The sequence below is a fragment of the Glaciecola sp. 1036 genome (genome assembly GCF_050306235.1).
GTDB lineage: Bacteria > Pseudomonadota > Gammaproteobacteria > Enterobacterales > Alteromonadaceae > Glaciecola.
On record NZ_JBLWFH010000001.1, the window covers coordinates 13371 to 26583 of the forward strand.

At 39.8% G+C, this 13213-nt stretch carries 11 protein-coding genes; all 11 read left to right on the top strand.

Annotation, left to right across the window (positions count from 1 at the left end; translation table 11 throughout):
• Window positions 1-140: 140 nt before the first annotated feature.
• The 11 genes from rluC to ACNKW3_RS00100 all read left to right on the top strand — a co-directional run bounded on the left by rluC (window position 141) and on the right by ACNKW3_RS00100 (window position 13203).
• The gene (rluC, locus tag ACNKW3_RS00050) at window positions 141-1079 is read left to right on the top strand and encodes a 23S rRNA pseudouridine(955/2504/2580) synthase RluC (RefSeq protein WP_427397243.1); all 939 of its coding nucleotides are present in this window, start codon (window positions 141-143) and stop codon (window positions 1077-1079) included.
• A complete protein-coding gene (locus ACNKW3_RS00055) occupies window positions 1079-1720 on the top strand; it encodes an HAD family hydrolase (protein ID WP_427397244.1) in 642 nt (213 codons plus the stop codon). The genes rluC and ACNKW3_RS00055 overlap by 1 nt, the downstream gene beginning before the upstream one ends.
• A 37-nt stretch (window positions 1721-1757) precedes the next feature.
• A complete protein-coding gene (locus ACNKW3_RS00060; protein ID WP_427397245.1) occupies window positions 1758-2228 on the top strand; it encodes a GAF domain-containing protein in 471 nt (156 codons plus the stop codon).
• A gap of 5 nt (window positions 2229-2233) precedes the next feature.
• Window positions 2234-2494, top strand: coding sequence for a hypothetical protein (locus ACNKW3_RS00065; RefSeq protein ID WP_427397246.1), 261 nt, complete (start codon window positions 2234-2236; stop codon window positions 2492-2494).
• Between the two features lie 52 nt (window positions 2495-2546).
• Entirely contained in the window at window positions 2547-3185 is a 639-nt protein-coding gene (gene proQ / locus ACNKW3_RS00070) for an RNA chaperone ProQ (RefSeq protein ID WP_427397247.1), read from the top strand.
• Between the two features lie 31 nt (window positions 3186-3216).
• Complete coding sequence (gene prc, locus ACNKW3_RS00075) at window positions 3217-5253, top strand: carboxy terminal-processing peptidase (protein ID WP_427397697.1); 2037 nt, start codon at window positions 3217-3219, stop codon at window positions 5251-5253.
• A 74-nt stretch (window positions 5254-5327) separates the two neighbouring features.
• The gene (locus ACNKW3_RS00080) at window positions 5328-6656 is read left to right on the top strand and encodes a sodium-dependent transporter (RefSeq protein ID WP_427397248.1); all 1329 of its coding nucleotides are present in this window, start codon (window positions 5328-5330) and stop codon (window positions 6654-6656) included.
• Window positions 6657-6659: 3 nt separating this feature from the next.
• Complete coding sequence (nhaC, locus tag ACNKW3_RS00085; protein WP_427397249.1) at window positions 6660-8123, top strand: Na+/H+ antiporter NhaC; 1464 nt, start codon at window positions 6660-6662, stop codon at window positions 8121-8123.
• 7 nt (window positions 8124-8130) lie between these two features.
• On the top strand, window positions 8131-10725 hold the full coding sequence (gene pepN, locus ACNKW3_RS00090; protein WP_427397250.1) for an aminopeptidase N: 2595 nt from the start codon (window positions 8131-8133) through the stop codon (window positions 10723-10725).
• A 21-nt stretch (window positions 10726-10746) separates the two neighbouring features.
• On the top strand, window positions 10747-10968 hold the full coding sequence (locus ACNKW3_RS00095) for a DUF2835 family protein (RefSeq protein WP_427397251.1): 222 nt from the start codon (window positions 10747-10749) through the stop codon (window positions 10966-10968).
• Window positions 10969-11133: 165 nt separating this feature from the next.
• On the top strand, window positions 11134-13203 hold the full coding sequence (locus ACNKW3_RS00100; RefSeq protein ID WP_427397252.1) for a DUF1302 domain-containing protein: 2070 nt from the start codon (window positions 11134-11136) through the stop codon (window positions 13201-13203).
• Window positions 13204-13213 lie beyond the last annotated feature (10 nt).

A 13213-nucleotide genomic window follows, 5' to 3' on the forward strand; every position in this document is an offset into this window, starting at 1 on the left:
CTTTTGAGAGTCTAATAACCATTTGATCTCAAAAATTTTTTAGGTATTCCAATAAGCAATGCGATAATATCACACAAAAATACCAACACCTACGTTTTTAAGATGAAAACGTCAATCTTTTTTACAAAATTAAGTGTTAAATGACTGAACAATTTCAAAATGTACAATTTGTGACCATTACAGAAGATAATCATCTGCAACGCCTGGATAATTTTCTTACCCTGCAATTAAAAGGAGTACCCAAAGGCAAAATTTATAAAATTTTGCGTAAAGGCGAAGTGCGGGTAAATAAAAAGCGCGCTAAACCAGATTACAAACTGCAAATTGGCGATGAGGTTCGAATCCCGCCTATTCGTTTAGAAACCGCACCACCGGAAGGGCAAATTTCAAAAGGCTTTGCGCAAATGCTCAGCGATGCAATTTTGTATGAAGATGATCGAATAATCGTAATTAACAAGCCTTCAGGTGTGGCTGTACATGGTGGTAGCGGCGTTAAATCAGGTGTTATAGAAGGGTTAAGAGCCTCACGAGAGGCACATCAGTATCTTGAACTTGTGCATAGAATTGACCGGGATACCTCTGGCTGTTTGCTCGTTGCAAAGAAACGCTCAGCCCTTAGACATTTGCATGAACAACTTAGAAACAAGCAGATGAACAAAGTCTATCACGCGTTAGTCAAAGGCAATTGGCCGCACAATTTGAGAGTAGTAGAAGCACCATTAGAGAAAAATACCCTGCAAGGGGGCGAACGTGTGGTCATGGTGAATGATAATGGTAAAGAAAGTAAAACTAAATTTACCTTGTTAAAAACCCATGAGAAAATGTCATTGGTGGAAGCTAGACCAATTACAGGGCGAACACACCAAATTCGCGTTCATTGTCTGCATGCCGGGTATCCAATCGCGAATGACGACAAATATGGCGATAAAGAATTCGACAAATATGTTAAGTCTTTAGGCTGTAATAGATTATGTTTACATGCCTATCAATTGACTTTTATTCATCCGGTGAGTGAAGAGGTAATGACCTTTACCGCTGACTATGATGATCAACTCAATAATGCAGTGAAAAGTTTTTAATGAAGTATTCTCATATTATTTTTGATTGGGATGGCACGCTGATGGATTCAGCCGCTAAAATCGTGAGTTGCATGCAACATGCCGCGCAACGTGCGAGCCTACCCATTCCATCTGCGGAAAATGTGCACGAAATTATCGGCATTTCGCTTATTCCAGCGATTCAACAATTATTTAATTTGCAGGGCGAACAGGCTAAAGAGGTCGCTCAGCATTATAAAGAAGTGTTTATTACGACAGACCAAACACCATGTCCTCTTTTTCCGAAAGTGCAACAAACCTTACATCAATTGCAAAAGCACTGTGTATTAGGTGTAGCTACCGGTAAAGCAAGACGGGGATTGGAAAGAGCATTTGATGCTACAAATAGTCGCCAGTATTTTGATACTTCCATTTGTGCGGATGAAGCTGAATCAAAGCCTTCTCCTCAAATGCTTGAAAAGTTAATTGCCCATTGGAATGTGCCTGCATCTCAGGTGTTGATGGTAGGTGATACTGTTTATGATATGCAAATGGCTGAAGCCATAGATATGCCTAGATTAGGCGTTTCCTTCGGTGTACATCATGAAGAGCGTTTAAAACAGCACAATCCAGTTGGTATTTTGCACCACTATGACGACCTTTGGTCGTTTATCACGCACTAGAGCCTGTTTATCATGCTCTAATTTTTAGGACAATAAAATGTTAGATTTGAGTAGCAGTGACATGAGTCTTTATCAACAAATTGAAGCCATAACCCAGGATGAACCGGATATTATTGCAAATTTAGCGAATATTAGCGCTATCTTGTTTAATCAAATGGAGCAGATCAATTGGGCTGGCTTTTATTTAATGAAGGATGGCATGCTAGTGTTAGGTCCTTTTCAAGGACAACCTGCTTGTATTCGAATTCCTCTAGGGAAGGGCGTTTGTGGAACAGCAGCAGCGCTAAATCAAACAATGTTAGTTGAAGATGTTCATCAATTTGAAGGTCATATCGCTTGTGATGCAGCCTCTAATAGCGAAATTGTAATTCCCATCTGTAAAGATTCTGAAGTATATGCGGTTTTAGATATAGATTCGCCCATGGTCGGTCGTTTTTCCGAAGACGATAAAGTCGTGTTAGAAAAAGTTGCTAGGCTAATAGAATCAGTGATTGCGAAAGGGCAATAAAATATATGAAACACTTAGTTGATATTCATGTTCACTTAAGTACACCTGAGGACATGGAAGATAGACATGATGATCCCTATGAGGCATCTGAATGTTTAAATTCAATATTACATCTTACTTATGATAAAGCCGACGATGATATAGATCCCCATACCCTTGAACAGAGACTACAGAATGTTTGGGAAGTTTGGCATCTAAATACAGAAATTGTGAACATTGATATAGAAGATTTAGTAGATTGGGTAGACCATCAATCAAATACCTGAAATAATGCTGTAATCTACAAGGACAATAAGACATTTAGTTCATAATTCAAAAATGGTTCAAGAAAAGTTATCAAACACTAAAGATACACTGGCATATTTATGTTCCCAGTTTCCAAAATGCTTTACTCTAGATGGTGATGTGAAGCCACTAAAAATTGGAATATTTAAAGATCTAGCCGAAAGGTTGGATGATTCTGAGATTGTCAGTAAACGACTATTAAGAATGAGCTTGCGGCACTATACTAGTAGCTGGAAATATCTGGCTTCAGTTAAAGAAGGTAGTGCAAGAATAGATTTAGATGGAATAGACGGCGACTTAGTAGAAGCAGAACATGCTGAACATGCGGCTGTGCAGTTAAAAGAAAGTAAACAACGTGCAGCGGAAAAACGTCAACAGCAAAAGCAAGAGAAAGCTAAGTCTAGCCCGCCTAAACATAAAAAGCCTCGTTCATTTAAAAAGCCAGACAGCAAAGACAATACGAATATAACTCATAAGAAGAAACGCCTGGCCGTTAATAAAATTGCGGACGATGAATTGAAGGTTGGATTGGTCGTGTCAGTAAAGGTTGGTAAACAACCTATGCCAGCAGTTGTGACAGAAGTTTCAAAAGATGGGGTTTTTGTGCAACTTAATTCTGGTATGTCGGTCAAAGTTACTCAAGACCAGTTAAGAACCGTTTCAAAAAGTTAAGAGAGGTAGGTTAATGCGCCGTAAACCTTTAATGAAAAATATTTTTCACCATGTTTCATTAGTGACAATGCTCACTGTCAGCAGTGTAGCGATTGCCATGGAGCCAGAAGTCACGGAAGATGAGTTAGTTCTTCCCGTATTGGAGCAAGAAAAACAGCATTCTATAGCCGCTAAGCGCATAACCAGCACATTTACCCGAGCACATTACAAGAAAATTGACATTGATGATGCATTGTCGGAAAAAATCTTCGAACGTTATGTTGACTCATTAGATAATAATAAGCATTTCTTTTTAGCCAGCGATATCGACAGTTTTAAAGAGTTTAGAACTAAATTTGACGAAGCAGTAAGAATTGGCGATTTATCAATAGCTTATTCAATGTATATGCTAAATCTCGAACGCCGAAAAGAGCGTTTTGAGTATGCATTATCATTATTAGATAAAGGCTTTGACTTTGAAAAGTCAGGGGATAAGTTTTTCTACAATAGAGAAGACGCTGACTGGCCGACCACTAAAGACGAAATTGACGAAGTATGGCGCCAACGGGTGAAATACGATGCTTTAAGTTTGAAATTGGCGGATAAAACCCCTGAAGAAATTAAAGACATTTTGGATAAACGTTACACGCGAGCCATTCGTCGATTAACGCAAACAAATAGTGAAGACGTGTTTCAAACGGTAATGAATTCTTATGCGCGAAGCATTGAAGCCCATACTAGCTATTTGTCTCCTCGAAATACTGAACGTTTCCAAATGGATATGAACCTATCTTTAGAAGGGATTGGTGCGGTTTTACGTAATGAAGAAGACTTTACCACAGTGGTAAGCGTAGTTGCTGGCGGACCTGCTGACAAAAATGGCCAGTTAAAACCAGAAGACCGTATTTTGGGAGTTGCCCAAGAAGATGAAGAAACTTATGTTGATGTGGTTGGCTGGCGTCTAGACGAAGTCGTTGAGCTCATTAAAGGACCTAAAGGTAGTTTGGTTCGTTTGCAAGTTCAAAAAGGTGGCAATGACAGCAAAAATGTGATTGAAATCGCGATTACCAGAGACAAGGTTAAGCTTGAAGATAAAGCAGCAAAAGCAGATGTTTTAGATACAGACAGCGGTAAAAAGATCGGTGTGATTGAAATTCCATCTTTCTACCATAATCTGCATACGGACGTTATTAAACTGCTTGATGAATTAAAAGAGCAAAATGTACAAGGCGTGATTGTTGATTTAAGAGGTAATGGCGGTGGCTCGTTACCGGAAGCAATTGCCTTATCAGGATTATTTATCGAAAAAGGTCCTGTTGTGCAAATTCGTCATGAAAGCGGTCAAATTGAAATAAATCATGATAGAGATGGTTTAGTCAGCTATGACGGTCCACTTACAGTATTAGTTGATAGATATAGCGCTTCTGCGAGTGAAATCTTCGCCGCTGCAATGCAAGACTTTAACCGCGCCATTATTATTGGTGAGCAAACCTTTGGTAAGGGAACGGTACAGCAACACAGACCGCTAGCGCGTATTTATGATTTCTTTGAAAACAAATTAGGCGCAGTACAATATACCATGGCGAAGTTTTATCGCATTAGTGGTGGTAGTACACAGCATAAAGGTGTGAAGCCGGATATTTTATACCCAAGCCCAATCGAACCTGAAGAGTGGGGTGAAAGCAAAGAAGAAAATGCATTACCTTGGGATAGCATTGATAAAGCAAAATATTCTCAATTGACCAATAGCAGCAGCATGATTGATGTATTGACTGCAAAGCACAATGCGAGAACATTAAAAAATCCTGAGTTCCAGTATATTTTTGAAGATATCAAAGAATACAAAGAGAATAAGGATAAAAACTTTATCTCTTTAGTGGCTTCTGAAAGAATTGCTGAGGATAAAGAACACGATGCTAAGCGTCTTGAACGCATTAACCAGCGTTTAGAGCGTTTAGGATTAACAAAGGTAGAATCGTTAGATGACGATTTACCTGAACAGTTAGACGAGATAGACCCATTCTTAACGGAAGCGGTAAATATAACATTGGATATGGTTGAGTCTGGAAGCTACGCATTAAACATCTAGTTATAGTAGCTATCTGGGAAAAGAAATAGTAACCTCAACGTAACAAAATAATAAAAATAAAAAGAGGTCAGACTATGGCATCGAGAGGACATTTTTCTTCTCGGTTAGGATTTATTCTAGCTGCAGCTGGGTCAGCCGTTGGGCTTGGCAATATATGGGGCTTCCCCACCAAAGTCGCTGAGAATGGAGGAGCTGCCTTCATTCTCATGTATTTGGTTATGGCATTTCTACTTGCCTATCCAGTGCTTATGGCAGAGTTAATCATAGGCCGCGCCAAGCGAGCCAATATGATCGACGCGCTTCACAAAATATCAGGAAACTTTTTAGGTACGCTAACAGGCAGTGTTGGCGCGATCACCGTAATCTTGATCCTGGCCTTCTACAGCATAGTTGCCGGCTGGATGACTGCATATTTCGTTGATGGAATTTCCTCAATATTTTCACTCGATTTTGGTTGGCTTACGGCTGATTCTATTAGTCGCAACCTTGTTTTTACGGCTGTATTTTTAGTTTTTACTTGTTTAGTGGTTATCGGTGGCGTAAGTAGCGGTATTGAAAAATGGTCTGTACGCTTAATGCCAACCTTGTTGATTTTGATAATCAGCTTAATTATTTATGTCAGTTTTCAATCTGGTGCTATGAAAGGCTGGGAAAAGCTGTTAGTTCCTGACTTTGAAAAGGTTTTTCATCCAGCACTAATGTTAGACGCCATGGGGCAGGCATTTTTCTCGATGTCATTGGGTGTGGGTACCATGTTGGTTTATGGTTCTTACGTGCAACAACATGAAAGCCTGCCTAAACTTGGCGCCTCTGTCGCTCTGGTAGATATTGGCGTTGCTATTCTAGCGGGTATGCTGATAATCCCTGCTATGTATGTGGCACTGGAGAATGCAGTTCCCATATACGCTGATGATGGTACTTTACTATCCGGTCCTACTTTGATTTTTCAAGTTTTGCCCTCTTTATTTTCTAGTATTGGCTACATAGGCACTGTTGTGGCATCTGGATTTTTCTTACTCATGGTCATCGCTTCTTTAACGTCCTCTATCTCCATGTTAGAAGTGCCTGTGTCTTTCTTAGTCGATAACAAAGGCATGCAACGTCCTAAAGCTACTATGCTACTAACTTTGGTAGTGTTTCTCATAAGCTTAGTCATTGTCTACAATTTCGATGCCTTATTTGGTCTTGTAATTACCATCACCACAGAATATAGCCAACCATTACTTGGGCTTGTGCTTTGTATATTTGCTGGTTGGGTCTGGAATCGAAATGAGATTCTTCAAGAGTTGCAAAAAGGCGATGCTATGGCTGAACAGCGTATTTTCTGGAAAGTATGGCCGTGGTATATCAAGTTTATTTGCCCAGGACTGATTGCCATTAACTTCTATTTGTCGGTATTTTAATTCATGAGTAAACAACCAAAACAACCAAGTCTCATTGATTCTCTTATTCCGTTAGTTTTACTGATTGTACTCATGAGTTGTTCAGTGTATTTGTTTGGTGAAGATTCTTCTTATGGTCCAAACCAAATTGCACTGCTTATCGGAATGTTCACAGCCGCTATCATTGGTTTGAAAAACGGGTATACCTGGAAATCCATTGAAGAAGGGCTGATCGCGGGTATTTCGATGTCGTTAGGCGCATGTTTAATACTTTTAGCCGTAGGTTCACTGATCGGTACTTGGATGTTGTCGGGTACTGTTCCTACTTTGATTTATTATGGGTTGTCGCTTCTTAATCCAAGTTGGTTTTATCCTGCCGCTTGTCTAATTTGTGCTGTTGTTGCTATGTCCATCGGTAGTTCATGGACAACTGCTGCAACCATAGGTGTAGCCTTAATTGGTGTCGCTACAGGCATGGACATGTCATTAAGTATCACTGCGGGAGCCATAGTTTCTGGGGCTTATTTTGGTGATAAATTGTCACCTTTGTCAGAGACTACAAATTTAGCACCGGCGGTTGTTGGCACAGATTTATTTCAACATATTAAATATATGTTGTGGACTACGGTACCAAGTTTCGTTATCGCATTGATTTTGTTTACTATTTTTGGTTTGCAATCTGACACTATAGACACGAGTTCTCGTATTGATGAAATGCGAGAATTATTAGAAGCAAATTTTCACATTGGTTGGTACAACCTAGTGCCATTGGTTGTATTGTTATTGTTAGCGGTCAATAAGATGCCCGCATTTCCTGCAATTGCCATTGGCGCAATTCTTGGTGGTATTTGGGCTTTAATATTTCAATATGACGTGGTACTGAACCTTTTAGACACCGAACACAGCGGTTTTATTCAAAGTCTAATGGTGGTTTGGACGGCTCTATTTGACGGAGTTGAATTTGCAACAGGAAATGACAATCTAGATGAATTGATTTCAAGAGGCGGCATGTCTAGCATGCTCAACACTATTTGGCTCATTATATGTGCCATGTCTTTTGGTGCTGTGCTCGAAAAAGTGGGATTGTTAAAATCTATTGTTACCTATGTGCTAAGAGGCGCAACTTCAGCCGGTTCTATGGTAACCAGAACAATATTGACGTGTATCGGCACCAACTTGGTCACGGCAGATCAATATATTGCCATCGTTATGCCTGGCCGTATGTATAAGGAAGAGTTTAAGAAGCGCGGACTTGACCAATTGAACCTTTCCCGCAGTCTAGAAGATGGTGGTACCATTACCTCGCCGCTAATCCCTTGGAACACCTGCGGAGCCTTCATGCAAAGCGTATTAGGTGTAAGTGTTCTAGATTATCTATTTTATGCGTTCTTTAATTTGATCAATCCAGTGCTTGCAGTTGTATATGCAGTATTCGGTATTAAAATACTTAGATTAGAACCGCCTCAAGTTGAAATCGTACATAAGTAGGTAAACTATGTCTGTCGCTATTAGTAAAAAGCGCTTGGATTACCAAGCGCCAGATTATGTTATTTCTGAAACTCACTTAGCATTTTCTCTTTCTCCAGAAAAAACCAAGGTTACATCCAGTTTAAAGGTCACGCGTAACCACCCTGAAGCACAGAAAATAAAGTTAGACGGTGAAAATCTAATTTTAGAAACAGTCAGGGTGAATGAGCAGCTTTTAGTTGCTGGAAAAGACTATGAAGTTGCCACAGACTACTTAGAAATCAATGCCGACCTAGACAGCTTTACACTAGAAATCGAAACCTTGATAAACCCAGCGGGTAATACGACCTTAGAGGGTTTGTACTTTGTTCAAGACACTTTTTGTTCACAGTGTGAAGCTGAAGGCTTTCGTCGAATAACTTATTATTTAGATCGTCCTGACGTTTTATCGGTATTTACGGTCTCTATTACAGCTGATGCTGCTAGCTATCCTTATCTTTTATCAAACGGAAACTTAGTGTCAGAAGAGATAAAAGATACCCAAAAAACTGTGGTTTGGCACGATCCTCACCCAAAACCTAGTTATTTATTTGCATTAGTGGCTGGAAATTTTGATTTGTTAACTGACCACTTTACCACCAGTGAAGGGCGGGAAGTTGAGTTGCAACTCTATGTGGAGCTAGGACGCAAACACCAAGGTCAATTCGCCCTAGATAGCTTAAAACGTGCGATGCAATGGGATCAGGATACGTTTGGACTTGCTTATGATTTAGATATTTATATGGTTGTTGCTGTCGACTTCTTTAATATGGGAGCCATGGAAAACAAGGGCTTGAATGTATTTAATTCAAAGTTTGTGTTGGCCGAACCTGCTACTGCAACGGATGAAGACTATTTCAATATCGAATCTATTATAGCTCACGAATACTTCCACAACTGGACTGGAAATAGGGTGACCTGCAGAGACTGGTTCCAATTGTCTTTGAAAGAAGGTTTAACCGTGTTCAGAGATCAAAAATTCAGTGCAGATATGAGCAGTGAATTATCAACACGAATTTCTCAAGTCAAAGTAATAAAAGAATATCAGTTTGCCGAAGACGCAGGCCCTATGAGTCACCCCATAAGACCTGATGAAGTCATGGAGATGAACAACTTCTACACAGTTACCGTTTACGACAAAGGTGCAGAAGTGATTCGTATGTTACACACATTGCTAGGCGTTGATGGTTTTAGAAAAGGGATGGACCTTTATTTTAAACGTCACGATGGTCAGGCTGTTACCTGTGATGATTTTGTTCAAGCTATGCAAGACGTCACAGAAGTTGATTTAACCCAATTTAGACGTTGGTACTCGCAAAGTGGAACACCGCTAATCAGCGTGGTCAAATCTGTTGATAGTGATGGAACAGAATTTATTATTTCACAACAAAATCCTGCAACCGCTGATCAAAAAGACAAGCAAGACTTATTTATCCCGTTAGCAATGAGCGTTATCGATAAATCTGGTAATGAGCATCTTGTTGCCAACAGTGCTGAGAATAACTTGGTAGTCGATAGCGCGAAAGTACAAGTAAATACTTCTTACACAGATGTAGTACCTGTATTAAATGATAATTTTTCAGCCCCAGTGATAGTGGACTATGAATACACTAATGCAGAATTACTAGATATCGTTAAATTCTCATCTTCTGACTATGCTAAATGGGATGCTGCCCAGCGCCTTTACAGTGCTCACATACTAGCCTTGTATAACCAAAGCCAGCAATCTATAGATGAAGATATTAATGCACTGGCAGACTATCTTATTAATAGCGAGCTTTCAGACGATGTCATTGCAGAAATACTTACCTTGCCAAGTTTTGAATCATTATCAATTGGTTTGCAAAAAATCGATCCATTATCTTTGCACAACGCTATACGAGAAGTGAATGAAAGGTTTGCCAACGCGCTTGGTGAGAAGTGTTTTGAAAAAGTGCTCGCAACTGAAACAAAAAGCGCTTACGCGTATGAGCAAAGCCAAGTGCATGCACGAAAAGCCAATAAAGCCTGGCTGCTACTTGCAGGTTTGAATGATAAAACAGCATCACAAAGCTTAAAATGGTTGACTAACAAATATAAAACATCAGACAACATGACGGAAAAACTCAATTGTTTGAAGGTGGCCCAGCAAATTAACCTTGATGTGTTTGATAATCTTATGCAAGCCTTTGAAGAAAGCTATGGCAGTGATTCTGTGGTTATGGATAAATGGTTCTCGTTGCACGCAACAACAGAGCGAGAGGACATACTTTCTAGAATTACATTGTTAGAAGCTCATAGCGCTTATATTCCTAAAAACCCTAACAAAATACGGGCTCTTTACAGTACGTTTGGGCATTATAATATTGCTGGCTTTCATCAATTATCCGGCGAAGGGTATAAATGTTTAGCCTCCAAGATAATTGAGGTGGATAAAATTAATCCTCAAGTGGCGAGCCGACTGATAACGCCGTTGTTACAATTCAAGCGTTACGCAACAAAGCATAGAGAGTTAATGGAAGGGCAACTACAACGGATTTTTAATGCCAAAGGTTTAAGCAAGGATTTATTTGAAAAAACCAGTAAGGCACTGATTAAAAATTAGATATAAGGGTGTTTTTTACAATTGAAAACCTTTATTTTTGATATTTCAATGAACTATTTAGAGTGCAAATCTTTATATGATCACAGCATAAAATACGTTGTGGTGAATGATATTAATGGGAAAAGGTTGCAACTCGAAAAGCGACACATACTCAATTTACTCACCCCATCTGGCATCAAAGGTCGTTATCAATTGACCGTTGATGCCAACAATAATTTTAAAAAACTAGTAAAAATAGATTAAAAAATAACCATTTAAAGCTTAATATCGCAAAATTTCATGTTTTATTTACAACTGGTACGATTAGTTCTTGCGATTGAGTCAAAATGATGTAATCATTTTGTTAATTTAATACTAGTGACTACACTGAGTGTAGCGACGGTTATTTATTTTGGAGAAGGTAATCGCATGTCAAACAAGCCTAGTGCACACAACAAAACGACATTAGCATTAGGTGTAGCTGCCGCACTGGCAGTTGCATCTTTTAGTTCAAATGCGGCAAATTGGAATTTCGGAGATTTAGAAGTAACACTTGATTCTACATTTACGCTAGCGACTAGTATAAGAGCAGAATCGAGAGACTTCAGTTTAATTGGACACGCAAACGACCCGCAATTCAATTGGACAGGTTATAACCCAGCAACTAATCCGATCTATCCAAACGCTGATGTTTGGTCTTTGGGCGAGGGCGCTTATTCAACCAATGGTGATTTGGGCGACTTAAACTTTGACCAAGGCAAGGCATTTTCAACCCAAGTTATCGGTTTGCACGAACTTGATATGCGCTATGGAGATTATGGTTTATTTGCGCGTGGTTTCTATTTTTACGATTTCGAATTAATGGATAACGATAGAGACTGGGAAAATCCAATTACGGGTAACAGTTTTGATCCTTGTAGAGACAGCAGAGCAGCGTCTGAGCTTTGTAAAGACGTCAGACTTTTAGATTTATTTGTCTATGCAGACTTTTACGCAGGCGACATGCCGGTATCACTTCGTTTAGGTGATCAGGTTGTAGCATGGGGTGAAAGTACCTTTATTCAACACGGCATTAACACAACAAATCCAGTGGATGTTACACGTGCTCGCTCTCCGGGTGCAGAACTGAAAGAAGTATTCATTCCCGTTGGTATGGTATACGGTTCAATAGGTGTTACAGATACAATTAGCGTTGAAGCTTATTATCAGTACGAGTGGGAGAAATCACGTTTGCCTGTAGCAGGTAGCTACTTCGCAACTAATGACTTTGCTGGGGAAGGTGGTTCATTTAATAACATTCAGTTTGGCTTTGGTAGCTATGCTGACATGGATGCTGACACTTTAATAACACAACTTAACGACCTTGGCGCCGCGTTAGGTGCAGGTATGATTACACCTGAACAAGCAACGTCGATTTATTTCGCATATCCAACGCGTGTAACAGTAAGAGCACCAAGCGTGCATGCACACGATTATGCCAGCGATTCTGGCCAATATGGTGTCAAATTAGGTTGGTTCGCAGAAGATTTAAACTTTACCCAGTTTGGTTTGTATTTCATCAATTATCATAGTCAGCGACCTTTAATTTCAGGAATCGCGTCTGATTTTACACCGCAAAGTATTCAAGCTGATTTGAATTTGCTTGCGACTCAGGGCGTTACCAGAGATACAGTGACCCAGCTTGGTGCCTTTACAGAAGCTAGATTTGTATACCCAGAAGACATTCAATTAGTGGGCTTAAGTTTCAATACAAATGTGGGCACTACAGCACTTTCTGGTGAATTTTCTTACCGTATGGATGAACCTTTACAGATAGATGACATCGAACTCCTATATATGGGGAATCCAGAACAGTTGGCTAAGGCTGGTCTGAGACCAGAGCTTTTAGGCATCTCCCAGTTAAATAATATTGGGCGCTCGGTAGGTCCAGGTGAAACTGCGGAAGGTTTTTTATTATCTGATACCTTCCAAATGCAGTTTACTGCGTCTCATGTATTAGGGCCTACGTTAGGTGCTGATAACCTAATATTGTTAGGAGAAGCAGGTTATGTAAAGGTTGAAGACTTTCCTGACCCTAGTGTTATTCGTTTGAATGCACCAGGTACGTCAAGAACGCCTTCTTTAGAACCTATCCCGGGTACCAATAATTACCGTGAAGGATTACATACGGGGATTTCTGATGGTCCAGAAGAAAACCCATTCGCAACAGACGATGCGTGGGGATACAGACTATTAGCCATTGCAGATTTTAATAACGTGTTTGCCGGTATCAATCTAAGAGCCAGAGCAACGTTTTCTCACGATGTTGAAGGAACTACGCCGGATCCATTGTTCTTATTCCTTGAAGATAGCAAGTCAGCTAATTTGTCATTTACCTTTGACTATTTAAGTAAATGGTCATTTACAGCGTCCTACAGTGCGTTTTGGGGCGGCATAGGTACGACAAATGCGTTAGCAGACAGAGACTTTGCTTCATTTAATATTAAGTATGCAATTTAAGGACATTAAT

Excerpts from the sequence above, each read along its gene's own strand:
- rluC (WP_427397243.1), top strand. The coding sequence starts at position 141 with ATGACTGAACAATTTCAAAATGTACAATTTGTGACCATTACAGAAGAT.
- ACNKW3_RS00055 (WP_427397244.1), top strand. The coding sequence starts at position 1,079 with ATGAAGTATTCTCATATTATTTTTGATTGGGATGGCACGCTGATGGAT.
- ACNKW3_RS00060 (WP_427397245.1), top strand. The coding sequence starts at position 1,758 with ATGTTAGATTTGAGTAGCAGTGACATGAGTCTTTATCAACAAATTGAA.
- ACNKW3_RS00065 (WP_427397246.1), top strand. The coding sequence starts at position 2,234 with ATGAAACACTTAGTTGATATTCATGTTCACTTAAGTACACCTGAGGAC.
- proQ (WP_427397247.1), top strand. The coding sequence starts at position 2,547 with ATGGTTCAAGAAAAGTTATCAAACACTAAAGATACACTGGCATATTTA.
- prc (WP_427397697.1), top strand. The coding sequence starts at position 3,217 with ATGAAAAATATTTTTCACCATGTTTCATTAGTGACAATGCTCACTGTC.
- ACNKW3_RS00080 (WP_427397248.1), top strand. The coding sequence starts at position 5,328 with ATGGCATCGAGAGGACATTTTTCTTCTCGGTTAGGATTTATTCTAGCT.
- nhaC (WP_427397249.1), top strand. The coding sequence starts at position 6,660 with ATGAGTAAACAACCAAAACAACCAAGTCTCATTGATTCTCTTATTCCG.
- pepN (WP_427397250.1), top strand. The coding sequence starts at position 8,131 with ATGTCTGTCGCTATTAGTAAAAAGCGCTTGGATTACCAAGCGCCAGAT.
- ACNKW3_RS00100 (WP_427397252.1), top strand. The coding sequence starts at position 11,134 with ATGTCAAACAAGCCTAGTGCACACAACAAAACGACATTAGCATTAGGT.